This window comes from Frankia sp. AgPm24, from assembly GCF_023243055.1.
In the GTDB taxonomy this organism is placed as follows: domain Bacteria; phylum Actinomycetota; class Actinomycetes; order Frankiales; family Frankiaceae; genus Frankia; species Frankia umida.
Map to the genome: position 1 here is coordinate 34,456 of NZ_JALKFW010000184.1, position 22,209 is coordinate 56,664.

Annotated in this window: 18 protein-coding genes; 9 read left to right on the forward strand and 9 right to left on the reverse strand. The window is 72.9% G+C overall.

The window, feature by feature from the left end:
- Window positions 1-41: 41 nt before the first annotated feature.
- Entirely contained in the window at window positions 42-1,148 is a 1,107-nt protein-coding gene (locus MXD61_RS13115) for a D-alanine--D-alanine ligase family protein (protein ID WP_248813253.1), read from the forward strand.
- A 52-nt stretch (window positions 1,149-1,200) separates the two neighbouring features.
- Here MXD61_RS13115 and MXD61_RS28480 read toward each other — a convergent pair whose 3' ends face one another.
- Both MXD61_RS28480 and MXD61_RS13125 read right to left on the reverse strand, forming a co-directional pair.
- A complete protein-coding gene (locus MXD61_RS28480) occupies window positions 1,201-1,644 on the reverse strand; it encodes a DUF3515 family protein (RefSeq protein ID WP_248813254.1) in 444 nt (147 codons plus the stop codon).
- Between the two features lie 299 nt (window positions 1,645-1,943).
- Window positions 1,944-2,177, reverse strand: a complete 234-nt coding sequence (locus MXD61_RS13125) for an Lrp/AsnC family transcriptional regulator (RefSeq protein ID WP_248813255.1) — start codon at window positions 2,175-2,177, stop codon at window positions 1,944-1,946.
- 442 nt (window positions 2,178-2,619) lie between these two features.
- Between MXD61_RS13125 and thiD the strand changes: the two genes are divergently transcribed.
- On the forward strand, window positions 2,620-3,393 hold the full coding sequence (gene thiD, locus MXD61_RS13130) for a bifunctional hydroxymethylpyrimidine kinase/phosphomethylpyrimidine kinase (RefSeq protein WP_248813256.1): 774 nt from the start codon (window positions 2,620-2,622) through the stop codon (window positions 3,391-3,393).
- 111 nt (window positions 3,394-3,504) lie between these two features.
- On the forward strand, window positions 3,505-4,896 hold the full coding sequence (gene murA, locus MXD61_RS13135; protein ID WP_248813257.1) for a UDP-N-acetylglucosamine 1-carboxyvinyltransferase: 1,392 nt from the start codon (window positions 3,505-3,507) through the stop codon (window positions 4,894-4,896).
- A 3-nt stretch (window positions 4,897-4,899) separates the two neighbouring features.
- On the opposite strand, the gene MXD61_RS13140 is transcribed toward murA, so the two are convergent.
- Complete coding sequence (locus MXD61_RS13140; protein WP_248813296.1) at window positions 4,900-5,898, reverse strand: NAD(P)H-dependent glycerol-3-phosphate dehydrogenase; 999 nt, start codon at window positions 5,896-5,898, stop codon at window positions 4,900-4,902.
- 242 nt (window positions 5,899-6,140) lie between these two features.
- On the opposite strand from MXD61_RS13140, the gene cofC reads away from it, so the two are divergent.
- Window positions 6,141-6,815: a 2-phospho-L-lactate guanylyltransferase gene (gene cofC, locus MXD61_RS13145; protein WP_248813259.1), complete on the forward strand. Its 675-nt coding sequence runs from the start codon at window positions 6,141-6,143 to the stop codon at window positions 6,813-6,815.
- Here the strand turns inward: cofC and MXD61_RS13150 are convergent.
- Both MXD61_RS13150 and MXD61_RS13155 read right to left on the reverse strand, forming a co-directional pair.
- The gene (locus MXD61_RS13150; RefSeq protein ID WP_248813261.1) at window positions 6,812-9,340 is read right to left on the reverse strand and encodes an EAL domain-containing protein; all 2,529 of its coding nucleotides are present in this window, start codon (window positions 9,338-9,340) and stop codon (window positions 6,812-6,814) included. The genes cofC and MXD61_RS13150 overlap by 4 nt on opposite strands.
- A gap of 195 nt (window positions 9,341-9,535) precedes the next feature.
- Window positions 9,536-10,495, reverse strand: a complete 960-nt coding sequence (locus MXD61_RS13155) for a transglutaminase family protein (RefSeq protein ID WP_248813263.1) — start codon at window positions 10,493-10,495, stop codon at window positions 9,536-9,538.
- A 342-nt stretch (window positions 10,496-10,837) separates the two neighbouring features.
- On the opposite strand from MXD61_RS13155, the gene MXD61_RS13160 reads away from it, so the two are divergent.
- Complete coding sequence (locus tag MXD61_RS13160; protein WP_248813265.1) at window positions 10,838-13,057, forward strand: RNA degradosome polyphosphate kinase; 2,220 nt, start codon at window positions 10,838-10,840, stop codon at window positions 13,055-13,057.
- 49 nt (window positions 13,058-13,106) lie between these two features.
- Here MXD61_RS13160 and MXD61_RS13165 read toward each other — a convergent pair whose 3' ends face one another.
- The 3 genes from MXD61_RS13165 to leuC all read right to left on the reverse strand — a co-directional run bounded on the left by MXD61_RS13165 (window position 13,107) and on the right by leuC (window position 15,892).
- Complete coding sequence (locus MXD61_RS13165; RefSeq protein WP_163547079.1) at window positions 13,107-13,391, reverse strand: HU family DNA-binding protein; 285 nt, start codon at window positions 13,389-13,391, stop codon at window positions 13,107-13,109.
- Between the two features lie 453 nt (window positions 13,392-13,844).
- Window positions 13,845-14,432: a 3-isopropylmalate dehydratase small subunit gene (gene leuD, locus MXD61_RS13170; RefSeq protein WP_248813266.1), complete on the reverse strand. Its 588-nt coding sequence runs from the start codon at window positions 14,430-14,432 to the stop codon at window positions 13,845-13,847.
- A 62-nt stretch (window positions 14,433-14,494) separates the two neighbouring features.
- Window positions 14,495-15,892, reverse strand: coding sequence for a 3-isopropylmalate dehydratase large subunit (gene leuC / locus MXD61_RS13175; RefSeq protein WP_248813268.1), 1,398 nt, complete (start codon window positions 15,890-15,892; stop codon window positions 14,495-14,497).
- Between leuC and MXD61_RS13180 the strand changes: the two genes are divergently transcribed.
- The 3 genes from MXD61_RS13180 to MXD61_RS13190 all read left to right on the forward strand — a co-directional run bounded on the left by MXD61_RS13180 (window position 15,891) and on the right by MXD61_RS13190 (window position 19,698).
- A complete protein-coding gene (locus MXD61_RS13180; protein ID WP_248813270.1) occupies window positions 15,891-16,109 on the forward strand; it encodes a hypothetical protein in 219 nt (72 codons plus the stop codon). The genes leuC and MXD61_RS13180 overlap by 2 nt on opposite strands.
- A 127-nt stretch (window positions 16,110-16,236) precedes the next feature.
- Entirely contained in the window at window positions 16,237-16,953 is a 717-nt protein-coding gene (locus MXD61_RS13185; RefSeq protein ID WP_163547087.1) for an IclR family transcriptional regulator, read from the forward strand.
- A gap of 537 nt (window positions 16,954-17,490) precedes the next feature.
- The gene (locus MXD61_RS13190; protein ID WP_248813271.1) at window positions 17,491-19,698 is read left to right on the forward strand and encodes a serine/threonine-protein kinase; all 2,208 of its coding nucleotides are present in this window, start codon (window positions 17,491-17,493) and stop codon (window positions 19,696-19,698) included.
- A 300-nt stretch (window positions 19,699-19,998) separates the two neighbouring features.
- Here the strand turns inward: MXD61_RS13190 and MXD61_RS13195 are convergent, their stop codons facing one another.
- Entirely contained in the window at window positions 19,999-21,630 is a 1,632-nt protein-coding gene (locus MXD61_RS13195; RefSeq protein ID WP_248813272.1) for an ATP-binding protein, read from the reverse strand.
- Window positions 21,631-21,831: 201 nt separating this feature from the next.
- Here MXD61_RS13195 and MXD61_RS13200 point away from each other — a divergent pair, with 201 nt between their 5' ends.
- Entirely contained in the window at window positions 21,832-22,116 is a 285-nt protein-coding gene (locus MXD61_RS13200; protein ID WP_248813273.1) for a hypothetical protein, read from the forward strand.
- Window positions 22,117-22,209 lie beyond the last annotated feature (93 nt).

Consider the following 22,209-nt stretch of genomic DNA (forward strand, 5'->3'; position numbering starts at 1 on the left):
TGGCCGCCCGGTCAGGCACCCCGATCCGCTAGGGTCCCCGCATGCCAGGAACCCGGGGCCGGATTCGTATTGCCGTTGTGTTCGGTGGCCGTAGCACCGAACACACGATCTCCTGTGTGTCGGCCGGTGGCGTGGTGCGTGCACTCGACCGCCACGGCTATGACGTGGTCCCGATCGGCATCGATGTGGATGGCCGCTGGATCGTGTTCGCGACCGATGCCGACGTCCTGCGGGCGGACGGTGAGCAGCTGCCCGCCGTGCGCGCCGCCGCCGGTCGCCAGGTGGTCCTCACCGCCGACCCGACCGCGCCCCGGCTCGTCCTGCGCGATCCCACGGACGCCCCCCTGGGCGAACTCGCCGACATCGACGTGATCTTTCCCGTCCTGCACGGCCCGTTCGGGGAGGACGGCACGGTGCAGGGCCTGTTCGAACTGGCCGGGGTCCCCTATGTGGGCTCCGGGGTGTTCGCCAGCGCCGCGGCCATGGACAAGGAACACATGAAGGCGCAGCTCGCGGCCGCCGGTCTCCCGGTCGGGCCGTACGTCGTGCTGCGCGCCGGCGAGAGCCTCACCGAGACCGATCGGCAGCGGCTGGGCCTGCCGGTGTTCGTGAAACCCGCGCGCGGTGGCTCGAGCATCGGCATCAGCCGGGTGGACGCCTGGGCGGACCTCGACACCGCTGTCAAGACGGCACGCACCCACGATCCCAAGGTGCTCATCGAGGCGGGCATCGTCGGCCGGGAGATCGAGTGCGGTGTCCTCGGCCGTGTCGACGCGCCCGGTGCGCAGGCGAGCCTGCCCGCTGAGATCACCGTTGACTCCCCGACCGGTTTCTACGACTTCGACGCGAAGTACGTGACTGACCGCACCCGGTTCGACGTTCCCGCCGTGCTTTCCCCGGACGTCCTCGAGGAGGTCCAGGCCGTGGCGGTGCGGGCCTTCGAAGCCCTGGACTGCGCCGGACTCGCCCGGGTCGACGTGTTCCTCACTCCACAGAACAAAGTGGTGGTGAACGAGGTGAACACCATGCCCGGTTTCACCCCGACGTCGATGTTCCCCCGCATGTGGGCGGCCAGCGGCCTCGATCTCCCGGCATTGGTCGACCGGCTGGTGCGCTCGGCCCTCGGCACCGGCTCCGGCCTGCGCTGAGGCCGCACGGCTTCTCGAACCGGCTCCGCTCGGGTGGCCGGGTGGGGCGGGGTCAGGCCGTGGTGGCCCTGGTGTGTGCCCGGACCGCGGCGCCGACCGTGACGAGGACGTCGAAGGGCTGGACCTCGGCCAGGGTGGTCGCGGGCAGGGAGAGCACCACGTGCGGGGAACGGGTCGGCGTCGAGAACCGCAGACCGTCGCCGATCCGCTCGCTGAACCAGCCGACGTCGTCGACGAAGGACAACGTCGCGTCGGGCCGGTAGCTCGCCGGCACCCCGGCCGCGCCACAGGTGAGCACCGCGGGACCACGCCCGTAGGCGACCGCGGTGGCCTGTGCCGGCTTCAGTGTGCGCCGATCCAGGTGGGCGCCCAGCGATGACGGCAGCGCCCGCACCAGGGCCTCGCAGGCCGCTCCCAGCGAAGCCGCCGGCACCGGGACGTTGGTCAACCGGACCGGACCGGGGCCGCCACAGGCCGCGCCCAGCAGGACGACCACGACTGCGACCCCGACCCGACCACCCAGCCACCCGGCGCGGCCGCCACCCCAGCCCCGGCCGGGACGACCACCGCCCCACCCGGGACGACCAGCACCCCGCCGGGGACGACCGATCCCCCGCGCACGACGGCTGGCCGCCCACCCGGGACGTCCGGCCAGCCGTACGTGACGGCTACGGCTGGCCGCCCGGGCCGAACGTCCAGCCGCCCAGGTGGCATGGCTGACCCGGCCTGGCGTGACGCCGGACCGGGTCAGTGGACGGCCGGCCCGCGGTGGTGCGGGACGACCCGAGACGATGTTCAGAAGTGGACGACCGGGCAGGTGAGTGTGCGGGTGATGCCGTCGACCGCCTGAACCCTCGACATCACCATCTTCCCGAGGTCGTCCACCGTGGGCGCTTCGGCCCGGACGATGACGTCGTAGGGACCGGTCACGTCCTCCGCCTGCGTGATTCCGGGGATCTGCTCGATCTCCTTGGCAACCGAGGCGGACTTGCCCACCTCGGTCTGGATAAGGATGTACGCGTGGACCACAGACGCTCCCTCGTCGGACGTCGACAGCCCGCCCTGCAGAACTACGGGCCGACAGAAGGTAACAGGCAAACGGGCCGGATGAGAGGTTCCGCGACCGAGGAATTTCACCTACCCGGTCGACCAGCGCACATCGGCTGCCACGTGGACCTCTTCTGGCCGGCAATCCTGCGGCCCAGCCGCCCCGGCCCGTACTCGATTGTGAGGACGGCCACCACCGCGGCCGCCGAACCCGCGGCCGTGATCCGAAGACGAATGGTGGGATATCCGATGTTCTCGAGGCTGCGTTGAGCCGGCCGGCCGGCCCTGCGAGCGCGAGCGGGGCGGGGGGGGGGGGGGGCGGGGGGGGGGGGGGGGGGGGGGGGGGGGGGGGTGCCGCCCCCCCCCGCCCCGGGGGGGGGGGGGGGGCGGCGCGCCGCCCGGGGTGGGGGTCGCGCCGCCGAGGGTGTTGACGATCGCCGGTTCGGACTCCGGCGGCGGCGCCGGAGTCCAGGCTGATCTGAAGACCATGCTCGCGTTCGGCGTGCACGGCATGAGCGCGATCGTGGCGGTGACGGCCCAGAACTCGCTGGGGGTGCACGGCGTGTGGGACCTGCCGGCCGACGCCGTGCGGGGGCAGATCCGCGCCGTCGTCGACGACATCGGCGTCGACGCGGTCAAGACCGGGATGCTCTCGTCCGCCGCGCTGGTCGACCTGGTGGCCGCGGAGCTGGACCGGATCGACGCGCCGGTGGTGGTCGACCCGGTGGGGGTGTCCAAGCACGGTGACCCGCTGTTGGCGCCGGACGCGGTCGATGTGGTGCGCCACCGGCTGCTGCCGCGGGCCACGATCGTCACGCCGAACGTGGACGAGGTCCGCCTGCTCACCGGCTTCACCATCGAGGATGTGACCGACCTGCCGCGCGCCGCCGAGGCGGTGCTGGCGCTCGGCCCCCGCTGGGTGCTGGTCAAGGGTGGGCATCTGGCGGGCGATGCCGTCGATCTGCTGACCGACGGAGCCGTGCGCGTGGAGCTGCGCGGCCCGCGCTATGATCGCCGTCACACCCACGGGACCGGTTGTACCCTCGCGTCAGCCATCGCTTCGCGCCTGGCGTGCGGCGATTCGCCGGCACGGGCCGCACAGGCCGCCAAGGACTATGTCAGCGGCGCGCTCGCGGCCGGGTTCCCGCTCGGCGCCGGCATCGGACCGGTGGATCACGGCTATCGTCACCGTGGGTAGTTTTTCGATCGCGGGGTGACGCGCGGACGGTTCGGGCCATCCGGACTCTGCTTCCATCGCCCCGCCCAACGTGACCTGACGCATCCGCACCCTTGCCAGGGGAGGCAGCCCGTGGGGGCTCCCAGCACGACAGCGACCACGCCAGGCAGCACGGACCAACGGTGGTACCGCATCCGCGGTGGCGCGCCGCTGCACGGCTCGGTCGAGGCCTCCGGCGCCAAGAACTCGGTCACCAAGCTGATGGTCGCCACCCTGCTCACCCCGGCGCCGTGCACGCTGACCCGGGTGCCGCGGATCGCCGAGGTCGATGTCGTCCTCGGGATGCTGGCCGAGCTTGGCACCCACGTCGAATGGCTCGACGGGCACACCGTGCGCCTGACCACCGAGCGGATCGCGGACGCCTCCCTGTCCGAGGCCTACTCGGGGGTGAACCGCATCCCGATCCTGATGATGGGTCCGCTGCTGCACCGGGTCGGCGAGGCCGTGATCCCGCTGCCCGGGGGTTGCCGGATCGGCAAGCGGCCGGTCGACTTCCACCTCGCCGGCCTGCGGGCGATGGGCGCGGAGATCGTCGAGCAGGTCCGCTCGGTCCAGGTCAAGACCCTGGGGCTGCGGGGGACGCACGTCGCGCTGCCCTTCCCCAGCGTCGGCGCGACGGAGAACCTGCTGCTCGCCGCGGTCCGTGCGCAGGGCACCACGGTGATCTCGAACGCGGCGGTCGAGCCGGAGGTCGTCGACCTCATCCTGTTCCTGCAGCAGATGGGTGCGCTGGTCGACGTCGAGGCCGACCGGACGATCGTGGTGCAGGGGGTCGACCGGCTGCGCGGGGCGACCCACGCGCCGATCCACGACCGGATCGAGGTCGCCTCGTTCGCCGCCGCCGCCGTGGCCACCAACGGCCGGATCGAGGTGGTCGGTGCCCGCCAGGACCACCTGATGACCTTCCTGAACCACCTGCGTCGGCTCGGCGGCGAGTTCGAGGTCACCCCGCGCGGCATGACCTTCTTCCGGGCCCGCGCGCTGGAGGCCACCCACGTGCAGACCGACGTGCACCCCGGGTTCATGACCGACTGGCAGCAGCCGCTGGTCGTGCTGCTCACCCAGGCCCGCGGGGCCTCGGTGATCCACGAGACGATCTACGAGGACAGGTTCGGGTACACCCGTCAGCTCGCCGAGATGGGGGCGGACATCGCCCTGTCGACGCTGTGCCTGGGCGGCAAGTCCTGCCGGTTCGCCGCCCGCGACTTCGAACACTCCGCCGTCGTCAGCGGCCCGACCCCGCTGACCGGCGTCGACCTGACGATCCCCGACCTGCGGGCCGGCTTCGCCTATGTGCTCGCCGCCCTGAGCGCGGACGGGACCAGCGTCATCCGGGGCACCCGGTTCCTCGAGCGCGGCTACGAGGACCCCGTCGGCAAGCTGCGCTCGGTCGGCGCACAGGTCGAGACCGACCCGGTTCCCGCCGACCCGGTACCCGCCGACCAGGTACCCGCCGTCCACTAGCGATCAGTACTCGGGGCCCGGCTCGCGGCTCATCAGCTCCTTGACCGCCTCCAGCGGCGGGAGGCCCTCGTACAGCACGCGTTCGACCTGTCGGGTGATCGGCATGGCGACCCCGTGCTGGTCGGCCATGGCCAGCAGCGGTCGGCACGACCGCACCCCCTCGGCGACCTGCTGTTGCTCCGCCTCGACCTGGGCCAGGGTCATCCCCCGGCCGAGCTTCTCCCCGAAGGTCCGGTTGCGCGACAGCGTCGACCCGCAGGTGGCCACCAGGTCGCCGAGGCCGGCGAGGCCGGCGAACGTCATCGGATACGCGCCCAGTGCCGTCCCCAGCCGTTGGGTCTCGGCCAGACCCCGGGTGATCAGGGATGCCTCGCTGTTCGTCCCGAACCCCATGCCCGCGAGCATGCCCGCGGCCAGGGCGATCACGTTCTTCACCGCGCCGCCCAGCTCGCAGCCGATCACGTCGGCGCTGGTGTACGGCCGGAAGTAGGGCGTCCAGCAGGCCGTCTGGACCAGGTGGGCGGTCCGCGCGGACGTGCTGGCCACGACGGTCGCGGCGGGATGCTCGGCCGCGATCTCGTGGGCCAGGTTCGGACCGCTGACCACCGCGACCCGCTCCGGCGGTACCTGGGCGACCTCGGCGATCACCTGGCTCATCCGCAGTGTGCTGCCCGCCTCGACGCCCTTCATCAGACTCACGTAGATCGCGTCGGGGGCGGTCAGTGGCGCCCAGTGGGCCAGCGCCGGGCGGAGCACCTGCGCCGGTACCGCCAGCACCACCAGCCGCGCCGTCGCCAGCGCCGGCCCCGGCTCGGTGCTGGCGCGCACCCGCTCCGGGAGCCCGACCGCGGGCAGGTAGCGCGGGTTGACGTGGCGCTCGTTGATGGCCCGCACGAGCGCAGCGTCGCGGGCGACGAGATCGACCCGGGTGCCCGCGTCCGCGAGCACCTTGGCGAACACCGTTCCCCAGGACCCGGCGGTCAGCACCACCGCGCGCCGGATCGGCTCCTCGCTGACGGACGGGCGACCGGCGTCGTCGGCCCGGCGGCCCACCAGCACGTGACCGGGCGGGCCGGTCCGGGCCGGTTCGACGTCGACCGCGGGGGCGGCGTTGATCGGTTCGGCGATGACTGCTCCTCAGGGAGATCGGCGCCCTTCGGCGTCCCTTCGCCATCGACCGTAGACGCAACCTCCATGACCATCGTGCGCAACGCCCGCCCGACTCATGGCCTAGGGTCGCCTTCGTGTCGCTCCCCCGCGGCGAGGCGCCCTGGACGGTTCTGCTGCCCCTGAAGAACCTGGACCGAGCGAAGTCCCGCCTGCAACGATCCGATCGCCGCCGGCTGGCCCTCGCCATGGCGCTGGACACGGTGACGGCGGTGCTCGCTCTCGCCCCGGACCGCGTCGGCGCCGTCGTGGTCGTCAGCGGCGACCGGACGGTGGACGAGACGCTCACCCGGGCGTCGGGCTCCGACGCCCGGGTGCTGATCGTGGCGGACCGCCCCGACCGGGGCCTCAACCCCGCGCTGCGCCACGGCGACCAGCACGCGCGCCAGCGCTGGCCGCAGCGGCCGGTGGCGGCGATGTCCGCCGACCTGCCCGCCCTGCGGCCGGCCGAGCTGCAGCACGCCCTCACCGTCGCCGCAGGTCACCCGCGGGCGGTGCTCGCCGACACCTCCGGCACCGGAACGGTGCTGCTCACCGCGCTGCCCGGGGTCGCGCTGGTCCCGCTGTTCGGCGCGGACAGTCACGCGGCTCATCGCCGTTCCGGCGCTGTCGACCTCACTGTGGCGCTCGGCGCCACGGTGCCCGGCCTACGCCGCGACGTGGACACGACGACGGACCTGGCCGAGGCCCGCGTCCTCGGCGTCGGCCGCCACACCAGTGCCGCCCTGCGCGCCGCCGCACCCGCCCGCTAGTCGGCGAGGGGCGGCGGGTCGCCGCGGCCGACCAGCGGGATCGGCAGCGGGCCGGGCCGGGCGAACAGGTAGCCCTGGCCGAGTTCGCAGCCGAGTTCGGTGAGTTCGGCCAGCTGGGTCTCCCGTTCGATGCCCTCGGCCACCACCACCGCCCCCAGCGCGTGCGCCAGGCTGATCATCGAGCGGCGCATCGCCGCGACCCGCCCGCCGTCGCGCGGCGCCTCGACCAGCGTCCGATCGAGTTTGACGACGTCGACGGGCAGCAGGTGCAGGGCCGCCAGGGTGCTGTGGCCGGCGCCCACGTCGTCGAGGGCGACGGCCACCCCGAGGGCGCGCACCTCGTCGAGCACCTCGCGCGCACCGCGCAGATCGGTCAGCCGACTGGTCTCGGTGATCTCCACGACCAGCCGGGCCGGGTCGAACCGACTGGTCGCCAGCGCCCGCACCACACTGTCGAGCAGGGTCATGTCCGCCACCCGGCTGGCCGAGACGTTGACGTGCAACCGCAGGCTGGAGTCGGGGAACGCCCGGGCGATCTCCCCGCAGGCAAGACCCATGATCATATCGTCCAGGGTGCCGACGATCCCGCTGCTCTCGGCCGCGGCGACGAACGTGTTGGGCGGCACCGGGCCGCGGCCGGGGGCCGTCCACCGGGCGAGGGCCTCGAGGGCGACCGGCAGGTGGTCGGTCAGCCGCACGATCGGCTGGTAGTGCACGGCGAACCCGGCCGACCAGCCACCCCGACACAGCGCCGTGGCCAGCGCGTCGGCCAGGTGGGTGCCGGCGACGAGCTGCGCCTGCGGCGTCTGGCCCAGGCCCGGCCGGTACACCACCAGTCGGTTGCGACCGGTCTGTTTCGCCGCGTGCAGTGCCATGTCGGCGCGGCGCAGCAGGACCTCGGTCGTCTCCTGGGTCCGGCCGGCGACGACCAGGCCCACACTCGCGTGCACCGGCCACTGGTGGCCGCCCACCGCGACCGGTTGGCGCAGCGCCGTCAGGATCCGCTCGGCGACCTGTTCGGGCAGCTCCCGGCCGCCGTCGAGCAGGATCGCGAACTCGTCGGAGCCGAGTCGGGCGACCGTGTCCGCCGTGCGCACGCAGTGCCGCAGCCGTTGCCCGACGGCCCGCAGCAGCTGGTCGCCGGCCGCATGACCAAGACTGTCGTTGATCACCCGGAAGTCGTCGAGGTCGCAGTAGACGACGGCGACGTCGCTGCCGTCGCGCCGGCGGGTGGCAAGCGCGGTGTTCAGCCGCTCGCGGAACAGCTCCCGGCTGGCGAGCTCGGTGAGCGGGTCATGGGAGATCCAGTGCCGGACCTCCCGTTCCGCGTCGCCGAGCACGGAGATCAGCCGCTCGTTGGTCCGCGCGGTGAGCAGCTGGCGCAGGACCACCGCCGTGACCAGCAGGGCCACAACGACGCCCTCGACGGGGTCGAGCGCACCCCGCGTCCGCGACCGCCCCAGCACCAGCGCCGCCACCGCGCCCGCGGCGAGGTAGGGCACCGCCAGCCGCGCCAGCAGGCCGCCGCACGCGCCGACGCCCCGCGGGACGCCCGGGCGGCGCGCCCCCGATCGCGACCCGGCGGGACGGCGAAGCGCCGGGGGGGCACTGCCGTGGCGGACCACCCGCAGCGCCGCCGCCACCACGAGCAGGGCTCCCAGCACGGTGGTCGCGGCCAGCCCGGCGGCGACGGGGCCCACCGACACCCCCCAGCCGCGGGAGACGTCCAGATGGCCGGAACCCGGGCCCGGGCCCGGGACTGGGCCCGGTAGCGGCCCGAGGGCGGTTCGGGTGCTCCACAGGGCTGCCAGGGCCAGCGCGAGCAGGCCCACGCCCGCGCTGAGCACCGCCGGTCGGTCGACGGGCGCCCGGTAGCCGGCCACGTGCACGACGGTGAGGGCCAGCGCCAGGATCACCACCGGGTAGGCCACCGCCATCAGGTCCGCGCCGGCGGCGGCCTCGGTGGGCAGTCCGGTGAGCAGCCCCGACCAGGTGAGCAGGAACAGCGAGCCCGCCATGATCAGTTCGTCCAGGGCGACCGCGGCGGCCCCGGTGGGCAGGCCGGCCATGATCCCGGTACCGGTCCGGCCGAAGCCGGCCGCCAGGGCCGGGCCCCATCGGCCACCACCGACACCGGCCGCACCCAGCAGGGTCGCCGGTGGCCCCAGCGGCATCACCCGCTGCCGCGTCCGGGACGCCGACCCGCCGCGCGGCCAGGGCCGGTCCCCGCGTCGACCGACGTGCCGCGCCGGCACACTGGCCAGGGCGGCCAGCGCCAGCACCGGCATCGCCAGGTGCCCGGCATCCGCGAGGTAGCCGACCTGGGTGATCCCCCGGCGGCCGTCCATCGCCTGATCGAAGCGCCGCACCAGCCAGACCGCCTGACCCAGGGTCCAGCAGGACAGGGCGAGCGCAAGCCACCACATCCAACGGCCGCTGGAGCGGCCAAGCCGGCGCCCGGCCCAGCCGCAGCTGATCGCCGCACCCAGCCCAGCGGCGACGGCGGTGGCGTCGACGAGCAACACCCGCCTCGCCCTCCTCCCCCGTGCGTCGGCCACCCGGGACAGTGGGATCCGCGAAGAACGCGCACATCGGCCGAACTGATCGCAGAAAGTTGCCAGGGGGTCGCTGCCTCCCCACGCGACCCTATTCCGTGATCGCCCTACCACAAAGAGTGGCGACGCATCCCGCGTGCCGCGCGGTCCCGACGGTGCCTGTCGTCACTCTCGGTCGTCGATTGACTTCGGGGAGCGCCCATCCGGCGGGTGGACGGCCAGCACGCTCACCCGCTGGGTGGTCCGCAGCAGACCGCGGCCGGTGCCCGTGTAACGCCCCGAGGTGGGCGCGACGTCGGTGTAGTCCCGTCCGACGGCGACGGTGACGTAGCGCAGGTCGGCCTCCCGGTCGTGACAGGGATCGAAGGCGACCGCGACCGCGCCCGGCAGCCCGGCCAGACCCACGGGACCCGCCTGGCGCGGCCGGCCCGGCAGGCCGTCGGGCACGATCACCTCGACCCAGGCATGGGACGGCCCGTCGCCGACCAGATGCCCGGAGACGTAGCGGGCCGGCAGACCGGCCGCCCGGCACAGCGCCAGCATCACGTGGGCCTGGTCCTGACAGACCCCGGTTCCTCGGGTCAGGGCCTGGGCCGCGGTCGTCGTCACGTCAGTACTGCCGGGGACGTAGCGGATGTGGCTGTGCACCCAGGCGCAGAACCGGCGGGCGGTCAGCAGCGGGTCCTCGGCGCGCAGCGCCCTGGCCGCGGCGGTCAGGGCCGCGTCGGGCGCGGTCAGGGGGGTGGACGCGAGCAACCTGCGCCCGCCCAGCGCGGTGGCGCGCAGCGCGGGTCGCGGACCGCCGACCAGCCGCTCCAGGGTCACCTCGACGTCGAAGTCGAGCCGGGGCGGCACCCGCGCCAGTTCGATCACCGCCACCCGCAGGCCGTCGGCGCCGCGCTGCCAGGTGACCTCGGCGGCCGGCGCCGAGACCACAAGGCTCGACTCCCGCACCGACTGGTCACCATGACGCCGCGGCGGGACGACCACCAGACGGTGTCGCAGCGCGGTCGCCGCGCCGTCGTAGGTGTAGCCGAGCCGCTGGGTGATCTGGTAGCCGACCCGGGTTCCGGCGGGCAGCCCCAGCAGATCCTCGGTGGCGGTGGCCACCTGCTGACCGCTCACGATCGACCCGTCACGGCGCCACCAACGCCGGCCGCTGTGAGTTCGGACACGCTCCGGATGGTCGCCGCCCCACCCGGTCGACCGCCGTCAGCCCACCGGTCCGACCCGGCGAGCGCCGATGTTTCGCTCACGCTGCCGATCGTCGCCGCCAGGTGTTTCCACACCGTTAACTCGGCCCTGACGGGCGGGTCGAGGGTTGCCGTTACCGCAACCAGCCACTCACAGCGGGGACAGCCGAGGGAGACCCAGACCACACCGCACCGCCAGCCGCGCCCTGAGCGGGGCACTCGGGCTGTTCGGCCGCAGTGCCGAGTTCGCCGGGGACTGGCACCATCTAGTGTCATGAGCGAGCTGATGGCGACCCGACCCGAGCAGCCTCAGCGCAAGGCCCGCAGCGGTCTGCTCGAGCCGCTGGAGGCGCCCCGCACCCCCGCGCCCTCGGATCTTCCCGCCGACCGGTTCATCAACCGTGAGTCGTCCTGGCTGGATTTCAACGCCCGGGTGCTCGCGCTCGCCGAGGACGTCGCCACGCCGCTGCTCGAGCGGGCGAAGTTCCTGGCGATCTTCGCGAGTAACCTGGACGAGTTCTACATGGTGCGGGTGGCCGGGCTGATGCGCCGGGAGGCCACGGGTCTGGCCGTGCGCTCCGCCGACGGGCTGAGCGCACGCGAGCAACTGGACCTGGTGAGCCGGACGGCCTCCGAGCTGTCCCAGCGACAGTCGCGCTGCTTCACCGACGAGGTGGTGCCCTCGCTGGCCCACACCGGGATCAGCATCCGGTTCTGGTCCCAGCTCAGCGAGGCGCAGCGCGAACGGCTGCACGACTACTTCCACGAGCAGATCTTCCCGGTGCTCACACCGCTCGCCGTCGATCCGGCCCACCCCTTCCCCTACATCAGCGGCCTGTCACTGAACCTCGCGGTGCAGGTACGGGAGCCAGGTGGGGAGACCGACCGCTTCGCCCGGGTGAAGGTGCCGCAGAACGTCGGACGGCTGGTGCCGGTGTCCCCCGACGAGCCGGACACGGGTGGAGCCGGTCGCGGCCAGGGCGGCGCCGGGGGTGGCCAGCCGGACCGGCAGGCCTGCTTCGTGCCACTCGAGGAGGTCATCGCCGCCCACCTCGACCAGCTCTTCCCCGGCATGGAAGTGATCAACTCGCATCTGTTCCGGGTCACCCGCAACGCCGACCTCGAGGTCGAGGAGGACGAGGCGGAGGACCTGCTCCAGGCCCTGGAGCGGGAACTGGCCCGGCGGCGCTTCGGCCCGGCGGTCCGCCTCGAGGTGGACGCCGGCATCGACGCCGACCTGCTGTCGCTGCTCATGCGCGAGCTCGAGGTGACCGAGCGCGAGGTGCACCGGGTGTCGGGCATGCTCGACCTGTCGGCGCTGTGGGCGCTCTACGAACTGGACCGCCCGGAGCTGCGCGACCCGCCGCGGGTTCCGATCACCCATCCGCGGCTGTCCACCGAGGAGGGGGAGACCCCCGACTTCTTCTCGGTGCTGCGCGAGGGCGATGTGCTGGTCCACCATCCCTACGACTCGTTCACCACCTCGGTGCAGCGGTTCATCGAGCAGGCCGCCGCCGACCCGCAGGTACTGGCGATCAAGCAGACGCTCTACCGCACCTCTGGCGACTCACCGATCGTGGACGCGCTGGTCGCCGCCGCCGAGGCCGGCAAGCAGGTGGTGGTGCTGGTCGAGATCAAGGCTCGGTTCGACGAGAGCGCGAACATCCGCTGGGCCCGGGAACTGGAGCGGGCCGGCTGCCATGTGGTCTACGGCCTGATCGGGTTGAAGACCCACTGCAAGACCTGCCTGGTCGTCCGGCAGGAGCGCGGCGGGCTGCGCCGGTACTGCCATGTCGGCACCGGCAACTACAACCCCAAGACCGCCCGGCTCTACGAGGACCTGGGCCTGCTCACCGCCGACCCGGGGGTGGGCGCCGACCTCACCGACCTGTTCAACGTGCTGACCGGGTACAGCCGGCAGACCGAGTACCGCTCGCTGCTGGTCGCCCCCCAGCACATGCGCGACGGCATCCTGGCCCGGATCGACGCCGAGGCACGGGCGGCGGCGCAGGGCCGTCCGTGTGGCATCCGGCTGAAGGTGAACAGCCTGGTGGACGAGCAGGTGATCGACGCGCTTTACCACGCCTCCCAGGCGGGCGTACCGGTGCACTGCCTGGTCCGTGGAATCTGCGCACTACGCCCGGGTGTGCCGGGACTTTCGGAGACCGTACGCGTCCGATCGATTCTCGGTCGGTTCCTCGAACACAGCCGGATGCTGGAGTTCGCGTCCACGGACGAGTTCTGGATCGGCAGCGCCGACATGATGCACCGCAACCTCGACCGTCGGATCGAGGCGCTGGTCCGGGTGGGTCAGTCGGCGGACCGCGACAGCCTGCGCGACCTGCTCGACCACGCCTTCTCCGACCAGGTCTCCGCCTGGGACCTGCGCTCCGACGGCCGGTGGGAGCGGCACACCAACGGGTCGGACGACGTCCGGCTCGCGGACTACCAGCATGACCTCATGGCGCAGGCCGTCCGGCGCGGGCACCGGTAACCGGCACCGGCTGGCGCCAGCCAGCCGTGACCGGCGCCCGCACCGCCGGTCAGTCCGAGCTCGCCGAGACGCTGGACTTGAACTCCGAACCGGGCCGGAACTTCGGCACGACGGAGGCGGCGACGTGCACGGGCTCGCCGGTCGCCGGGTTGCGGCCGGTGCGCGCGGCGCGCTCCACCCGCTCGAACACGCCGAAGCCGGTGATCGTCACCTTCTCGCCGCTGGCGACGGCCTCCTGAATCGCGTCGAACACCGCGTCGACCGCCTTGGTGGCATTCGATCGTCCGCCCTCGATCTGCTGGGCGATGCGGTCAACCAACTGGGACTTGTTCACGACAACCTCCGGACGCCCCGCAGGGCGCGGGATGGGGAGCAGATCGGGCATCACACTGCGCTGCACCGTAGGCATCTCCACTGGCGAGGGCAATTCCCGCCACCGTGTCGCGTCACACAAACCCGCACGTCATCGGGTTCGTGCCAGTGGGCGACGGGATGCGTGCTGTGCGAACCACCCCAACCAACCGGTAGATTCATCACGTTCAGTGACGAGTGTCGCCGGAATTTTTGGGCTCAATGTCACGCTTTGGTCGCCAGCCGCCTCCAACGGGGGCAGGACCACTCTGCTACGTAGCCATCCAAACGCCTCGGGCGATGACCGATGGCCGGATTGCCGACACCGCAGGGCAAGTCGTCAACCCGCCCCCGCACCCCTGTCGGCCCTTATGTGATTTCGATCACATTCTTGGCCGCAGGGGCTCGGGGACACGCACGGGGGTGGGTCACCCGGTCAGCCGGTGGTCGGCAACCAGGCCGGCCGCGTGCGCTCGAACGCGGTGACGAGCTCCTCGTGCCGCAGGGTCAGGCCCACGTCGTCGAGGCCCTCCAACAGCCGCCAGCGGGTGAAGTCGTCCAGCTCGAAGGACGCCGCGACATCGGCCCCGCGGACCTCCCGGGCGACCAGGTCGACCGTGATCTCGAGGGTCGGGTCCTGCTCCACCGCCGTCTGCAGGCGCTCCACCGTCCGCGCCGCGAGCTGGACCGGCAGCAGGCCGTTACCGAGCGCGTTACCCCGGAAGATGTCGGCGAACCGGGCGGAGATGACCGCCCGGAACCCGTAGTCCTGCAACGCCCACACGGCGTGCTCGCGGGAGGAGCCGGTGCCGAAGTCCATCCCGGCGAGCAGGATCGAGGCGCCCGCGTAGGCGGGGTTGTTCAGCACGAAGCTCTCGTCCGCGCGCCACTCGGAGAACAGGCCGGCGCCGAAACCGGTCCGCTCGATGCGCTTGAGCCAGTCGCTGGGGATGATCTGGTCGGTGTCCACGTCGCTGCGGCGCAGCGGCACGGCCCGGCCGGTGTGGGTGATGAACGCCTCCATCGGAAACGCTCCTTTCTGCGGTGAGACGAAGACAGGGTCGAGCGCGCGGGACGGTCCGGGCGCTACAGGTCTGCCGGGGCGGTGAGCCGGCCGGTGACGGCGGTGGCGGCGGCCACCTCCGGGGACACCAGATGGGTCCGTCCGCCCTGGCCCTGGCGACCCTCGAAGTTGCGGTTGGACGTCGAGGCGCTGCGCTCCCCCGGCGCCAGGGTGTCCGGGTTCATCCCGAGACACATCGAGCAGCCGGCGCTGCGCCACTGCGCGCCCGCCGCCTCGAACACCTCGTCCAGGCCCTCGGCCTCGGCCTCGGACTTGATCAGCATGGAGCCGGGCACGATCAGCACCCGGACCCCGTCGGCCACCCGCCGGCCACGCAGCACCTCGGCGGCCGCCCGCAGGTCACTGAGCCGGCCGTTGGTGCACGACCCGATGAACACGGTGTCGACGGCGACCTCGGACAGCGGGGTGCCGGCCGTGAGGCCCATGTAGGTCAGCGCCCGCTGCGCCGAGGCACGGGCGGCCGGGTCGGCATAGTCCTCGGGGGTCGGCACCGGCGAGCCCAGCGGGGCGGCCTGGCCGGGGTTGGTCCCCCAGGTGACATACGGCGTGAGGGTCGTCGCGTCGATCACGACCTCGTGGTCGTACTCGGCGTCCGGGTCGGAGCCCAGGGTGCGCCAGTAGGCGACGGCGTCATCCCAGTCGGTGCCGGTGGCGACCCGCTCGCGGCCGGCGAGGTAGGCGAAGGTGGTCTCGTCCGGCGCGATCATGCCGGCGCGCGCACCGGCCTCGATCGACATGTTGCAGACGGTCATCCGGCCCTCCATCGACAGGCCCCGGATCGCCGCGCCGCGGTACTCGATGACGTACCCGGCACCGCCACCGGTGCCGATCCGCGCGATGATCGCCAGGATCAGGTCCTTGGCGGTGACGCCCGGGGGAAGGTCACCCTCGACGGTGACGGCCATCGTCCTCGGTCGCCGCTGCGGCAGCGTCTGGGTGGCCAGCACATGCTCGACCTGGCTGGTGCCGATGCCGAAGGCCAACGCGCCGAACGCGCCGTGGGTGGAGGTGTGGCTGTCCCCGCACACGATCGTCATCCCCGGCTGGGACAGCCCCAGCTGCGGTCCGACGACGTGCACGATCCCCTGGCCGGGGTCGTTCATCGGGAACAGCCGCACGCCGGCCTCGGCGCAGTTCCTGCGCAGCGCCTCGACCTGCGCGGCCGACACCGGGTCCGCGATCGGCAGCAGCGTGTCCGTCGTCGGAACGTTGTGGTCCTCGGTGGCCAGGGTCAGGTCGGTCCGGCGGACCGTCCGTCCGGCCAGCCTCAGCGCCTCGAAGGCCTGCGGCGAGGTGACCTCGTGCACCAGGTGCAGGTCGATGTACAGCAGATCCGGTTCGCCCTCGGCCTCGCGCACCACATGGGCGTCCCAGACCTTCTCCGCGAGTGTGCGGCCCATGACCGACCCGCTCCTTTCCGGTTTCCGGCGCTCGTCGTTCTCGCGCCGCTCGTCGATGCTGGGTGCCGACATCCCGGGCGTCACAGCCCCGGGCGCCATGACGTCGGGCGCCATGGCCCCGGACGCCACGACGCCGAACCGCCCGGATGTCGGGACGTCCGGGTGCCGGGGTGCCGGGGTGCCGGGTGCCGGCGGGGCTGGCGTCGTCGGCCGGTGAGCGCCGTGGGGTGACGTCGTCCCGAGATGGTCCGCTCGGGACGACGTCACCCCAGGATGTTGTCGTCCCAGGATGTTGTCGTCCCAGGATGTTGTCGTCCCAGGATTCAGGATGGCAGTATCAGCTTATGAAACAGCTTAGCGGAGTCGGCGTCCTTGACAAGGCGGCCCTGGTCCTGGCCGCCGTCGAGCACGGCCCCGTCTCGCTCACCGATCTGGTCGCGCGCACCGGGCTCACCCGGGCGACGGCCCATCGACTGGCCAGCGCCCTCGAGGTGCACCGGCTGGTCGGGCGCGACCCGGCCGGGCGGTTCGTGGCCGGTCCGCGGCTGGCGGCGGCCGCCGGTATCGCGGCCCCGTTGCCGTGGGAGCTGGTCGACCAGGCCGACGCGATCCTCACCGAGCTGCGCCACGCCACCGGCGAGAGCACCCAGCTCTACGTGCGCCGCGGCGCACTGCGGCTGTGTGTGGCGGCCTCCGAGCGGGCCAGCGGGCTGCGCGACACGGTGCCGGTCGGCGCCGCCCTGCCGATGACGGCGGGGTCCGGCGCGCAGGTCCTGCTGGCGTTCGCCGACGAGCCGGAGCCCGACCTGATCGGCGCCGCCCCCTTCGACGCGGCGGTCCTCGCCCAGGTGCGGGAGCGGGGGTGGGCGCAGAGCGTGGGTGAACGGGAGACCGGACTCGCCTCGGTGTCGGCACCGGTCCGCGACGAGGCGGGCACCGTCATCGCCGCGGTGTCGTTGTCCGGGCCGCTGGAGCGACTGACCCGTTCGCCGGGACGTCGTCATGGCGCGGCGGTGATCGAAGCCGCCCGGCGGCTGTCGACCGCGGTGGCATCCGACTGAGCAATCCGCGCAATCACGCGTTCCGCACTGTCAACTGCCGGACACCGCAACAGTCAACTGCCGGACACCGGAAATCGGCGGATGGTTGCGCGGAGACGGGTGTGATCCGCCATCCGGGCGTTCGATCACGTCCGCGGTTACCCCGATTCCGCTGGTGATCCGCGTGCTCGCGCCCCAGAGGGACAATGGGAATCACCCATTCGGGCCCCACAACAAATGCAGGCCGGGGCTACACCAACCGGGCGGTCAACCGACCGCGGCACCGCCCCGCCGCGGGTTGACGAGGCCCAACGTCGTAGCCTGTTCGAGTCGTCCGTCTCGGATGATCGGAGTGGCAGATCGGATGGTCCAAGCGGGCCATTGCAACTGGTAAGCACGTGGTGGTCCACCGCACCATCGAAATGGACCACCCGAGGCGCCAGCGGCATCCGGTCTCGGGGGATCTCCGGGTTCCGCACGGATGGGCGAGAAGCGCCCACGGCGGCGCCGTCGAAAGGCATAACCGCCACGGGCGGCGCCAGGGAGGGGCAGGGCGCGGTGCGCAGACTCGGTTCGCGGTACGTGCTGCACGAGGTACTGGGGCAGGGCACGACGGGCCAGGTATGGCAGGGCGAGCGGGTCTCCGACGGCACGCCGGTCGCCATCAAGGTGCTACGGCCCGAACTCGCCGATGACCCGGTGATCGTCGAACGGTTCCTGCGGGAGTGGGACCTGCTCGCCAAACTGGACGACCCCGGTCTGGTCGCCGTGCGCGACCTGGTCAGGGAGCCGGACACGCTGGCCCTCGTGATGGACCTCGTCGACGGTCCTGACCTACGGGCCCATCTGCGGCAGTACGGGCCACGCCCCGCCCGGGAGGCGGTCGGTATCGCGATCGGCACGCTGGACGCCCTCGACCGGGTGCACGCGGCCGGCATCGTGCACCGCGACGTCAAGCCCGAGAACATCCTCATCGACTCCGCCGACCCGGATCGTCCGGTGGTGCGACTCACCGACTTCGGGATCGCCCGGATGATCGGTCGCCACACCCAGCAGGCCACCGGCCCGGTCGGCACTCCCCTGTACATGGCGCCGGAGCTGGCCGCGGGGGCCCCGCCGACCGCCGCCGTCGACGTCTACGCGGCCGGCGTCGTGCTCTACGAGATCCTCGCCGGCTCGCCGCCGTACGACTCGCCGAACCCGGTCGAGCTGTTGCGCGCGCATCGCGAGGACGAACCACAGCCGATCCACGGCGTCCCGGCACCCCTGTGGGATGTCCTGTCCCGCATGCTCGCCAAATCGCCGCGGGCCCGGCCGATCAGCGCCGCCGAGGCGGCCGACGAACTCGACGAGGCCCTCGCCGCAAGCCTGCGTGGTGCCGCCGCGGCAGCGCCGGCAGGCATGCCGATCGGCCCCGCCGCGGCGCCCCCCGGGCGCTACACCTCCGTCGCCCGCCCCACCAGCACCCGGGTCCTGGGCGCCCGCTCCACCGGGGCCGCCGCCCAGGGTGCCACCGCGCCGCGCACCGCCGCGCTGGGAGCCGGCGTGATGGGAACCGCGGCGATGGGCGGCGGTGACACCCGGGGGAACTGGAGCGACCTGGAGCACACCCAGATCGCCGGCGGCCTGCCCGCGACCACCGTGGGACGAACCGGCCGAGGCTGGGACTCCGACGTGGAGATGACCCGGATCGCCGGAGCCACCGGTGCGGGCGCTGGTGCTGGTCGCGGTCTGGGTGCCGGTCGCGGCGCCGGTGGGGGCAGCCCGACCGGGAGCCGGGCCGGCGGCTGGAGCGACGCCGACGCGCCGACCGGGTTCGCCCCCGTCGTCCGGGTTCCGGCTCACTCCGGTGGCCCGGCGGCCGACACCAACACGGTCATGTCCGCGGCTCAGCAGCCCACCCCGTCCAGCGGTGGGCCGGGTGGCCACGGCGCACGGCGCGCCGACCGTCGGCGACGCACCCGGATCGCCGCCGGAGCCGGCCTCGTCGTCGCCCTGGTCGCCGGCGCCGGCGGCTGGGCGCTGGCGTCCAACGGTGACGCGAACAGCTCGCTGAGCGCGGCCACCGGCGTCGAGGTCTCGCTCGACCCGAGCGCGACCACCGCGCCGGGCGAGTCGACGAGCCCCGGCGGCGGGATCGTCGCGATCCCCGGTGCGACGCAGGCCGGGGTCGTCGGTCGACCCGGCGCCCACCCGGTGTCCACCGCGGCCGGCGCCGCGCCCGCGGCCACGGCCGCCCCCGCCACCTCGGCCGCACCCACGACCGGACCGACCGCGGGAAGCAGCCCGGCACCGTCCCCGACCGATGACGGGACGGCCACGGTGCCCAACACCGAGGGCTCGTCGGTCAACGCCGCGGTCAACACCCTCGGTGCCGCGGGCTTCCAGAACGTGGACAAGAAGTTCGACTGCTACGACAACGGGGCCGTGGACGCGGTCGTGCGCCAGAACCCCAAGGGCACGAAGGTCGCGAAGACCACCCGCATCGCGTTGCAGGTCCAGGGCAACGACTGCACGGTCGTCCCGAACGTCACCGGCATGACCGAGGCCAAGGCGAAGAGCACCCTGAACGCCGCCGGCTTCTACTGGATCAACGGTGCCTGCCCGTCCGGCTACACCAGCCAGGTCACTGGCTACACGCCCACCGGACGACGCCCGAGCGGCTCCACCACGGTGACCCTCACCCTCACCTGCGCCGCCCCCGCGACCACCCCGCCCCCGGCCAAGGCGCCGCCCGCCAAGGCGACGCCCGCGACCGCCAAGTAGGCCGGGGCCCTTCCCGGACACCCGTCCAACGCCCGGTCGGACTGCCCTCACCGGCAGCCCTGCCGGGCGTTGTCGTGCGTGGCGTCCCCGACACCCCACGGCCCGCTGCGCTGCCCGCTTGCATCGCCCGCCGCCCGCGGACGCCCGCCCTCGACGATGGCACGTCCTGTGGCGCGGCTTCTGGGGGCCGGCGGGGTCGGTGCCGGACCTGCGGCGGACACCGGGCCGGGGCGGGCAGCAGGACGAGCGGCGGCCTTCGGGCGTGCGGCGGCGGCCCGGCGGCGGAGGCGGCCCGGGAGGTCAGCCGAAGCGGTCGATCGGGAGGGAGCTGACGTCCGAGGAGGAGGGCAGGGAGCGCAGCTCGGGGCGGCTGCGGCCCAGCGATCGGGACGGTCGGCTGTCGTCCACCCGCAGCAGGCTGCGTGGCAGCGGCATGGGGACCGGGAGCTCGGACTCGGGTTCGTCCACGGTGGGGATGGCGGTCGCGGTGGCGGCCCAGAGGTTCACCTCGACGATGATCTCGCCGCTGTCCGAGGACATGCGCAGCCGGCCGCCGTGCACCTCGACCAGTCTGCGCACGACGTACAGGCCCATCCCGGCACCGTCCGTGGAGCGGGTCGCCGTGCCATCGCGCTGGGTGAAGGGCTCGAAGAGCTGGCGGATCGTGTCGGGATCCAGGTCGGGGCCGGGATTGCGCACCCGCAGGACGACCTCGTCGCCCACCCGGCCGGCGATGAGCCGCACCGGCGCACCCGGCCAGGAGTGCACCAGCGCGTTGTCCACCAGGTTCGCGACGACCTGGATGAGGGCCTGGCGGGCCATCCGCACGGACAGCTTGTCCGGCAGGTCGACCGTGACACTGCTGGGGGAGCTGGTGTAGGGCAGGCCGGCGAGGACGTGCCGGACGACCTCGGGCAGGTCGGCGATCGTCGTCTCGTCGGTGCCGGTGGCCGTGGCGGCCGTCAGCATGTTCTCCAGGAGCCGGGAAAGCCGGTCGGAATGGCGCACCGCGGTGTCGAGCAGGTCGTCGAGCTGGGCGTCGGTGAGCCGGTCGCGGCGGCGGCGGATGGTGAGCAGGTTTCCCCGGATACCCGTCAGCGGCGTGCGGAACTCGTGCGAGACCGTGGCGACAAGATCGCTGCGGATGCGGTCGGTCTCCTCCAGCCGAGCCATGAGGGACTGCTGCCCCTCGTGCAGCTGCTGACGGTAGTGCTCGACCCGGCGCCGGGACTGCTCGTTGTAGTGCCAGAAGACCATCTGCGCGCAGGCCAACGCGAAGATGAACCCGGCGTGCAGACCGGCGAGCAACCACGCGTTGTCCAGCATCTGCGAACCATCCGTGACGATGTTGCCCATCGTCAGGTTCGCCACGAACACGAACGCGATCGCCAGCAGGTAGACCGTCCACTCCTCGTAGAGCGCGATCAGGGCGACCACGACGAAGAAGTGGAAGTACATGGGCGTCAGACCGTCGGCGATGTGCACCAGCACGACGGAGCAGCACAGCAGGCCCAGGCTCGCCGCGAGCGCCCGCACCCGGCGCCGCCCCGGCACCACCGCCGCCGCGAACAGCAGACCCGAGGGGGTCGCCGCCAGCAGGCCGTGCCCGGCGCTGCGGCCCTCGACGACGGCGTAGCCGACGATGATGGGCAGGTGCAGGGCAAGCATCAGGCACATCAGGGTGTGCCGGGCGGTCCAGTCCTCCAACGGCAGGCCGCGCCCCTGCGGGAGGACGGCGGCGAGACGGCGCATCGGACTCGACGCGTCACGCTCGTCGTCATCGTCTATCGGCGGCATGGATCGTGCGACGCCCGTCACCGCTGCCTGCTGCGCGGCGGTGGCCCGCTCGCCCCGGCGCACACCGCGACCAGCCCGGGCGCTGCCATGACGACGGCGGGCCCGTTCGGGGGTCGGAGGGCTGACGGTGGACATCCGCGCAATTTTCTACCGTTCGAGCCCGGGAGCACCATGGTTGTCAAGGGTGGTGTCGCATGGCGACAGTGCCCAGGTTTGACTAGGCCTTCCGCACCACCTCCGACCGGGCTCATCGGAGGATGGCGCAAGGGTTGGTAGTCCGACCAGGCTGTGGTCCGCGAGGTGGTCCCAGGACGGCCACCCATGGAGGAGGACACCGTGCCCCCAGTGGCCCTGACTGCCTCGACCGCGATCGCCTTCGGTGTTGCGCGTGCGGCCCGCTCGGGTTCGCCGGCCGACGACCGCGCCGATGAGGCCCAGTCCGCCCTGGCGCTGACCGCACGGCCCCGGCTGCGGCTGGTCTCGACCATCGAGCCGCTCGCCGTGACCGACGGCCCGGCCCCCGAGGTGCACGGCCGGGGTGGCCCGAGCTCCTGCGGCTGCCGTGACTGCGCGATGGCCCGTCACCCGGCGGCGATGCCCCGGCTGGCCGTCGTCCGCTAGGGGCGGCACGCCGGGCCCACAGACGACAATGGCCCACGGAGAAAGCTCCGTGGGCCATTGTGACGCATGAAACACGTGCATACCTCTGGCCTT

Bases quoted from the DNA above. Each gene is read 5' to 3' on its own strand.
- MXD61_RS13115 (WP_248813253.1), top strand. From the start codon at position 42: ATGCCAGGAACCCGGGGCCGGATTCGTATTGCCGTTGTGTTCGGTGGC.
- MXD61_RS13160 (WP_248813265.1), top strand. From the start codon at position 10,838: ATGAGCGAGCTGATGGCGACCCGACCCGAGCAGCCTCAGCGCAAGGCC.
- leuD (WP_248813266.1), bottom strand. From the start codon at position 14,432: ATGGAGGCGTTCATCACCCACACCGGCCGGGCCGTGCCGCTGCGCCGC.
- MXD61_RS13180 (WP_248813270.1), top strand. From the start codon at position 15,891: ATGACCGACCCGCTCCTTTCCGGTTTCCGGCGCTCGTCGTTCTCGCGC.
- leuC (WP_248813268.1), bottom strand. From the start codon at position 15,892: ATGGGCCGCACACTCGCGGAGAAGGTCTGGGACGCCCATGTGGTGCGC.
- MXD61_RS13185 (WP_163547087.1), top strand. From the start codon at position 16,237: ATGAAACAGCTTAGCGGAGTCGGCGTCCTTGACAAGGCGGCCCTGGTC.
- MXD61_RS13195 (WP_248813272.1), bottom strand. From the start codon at position 21,630: ATGTCCACCGTCAGCCCTCCGACCCCCGAACGGGCCCGCCGTCGTCAT.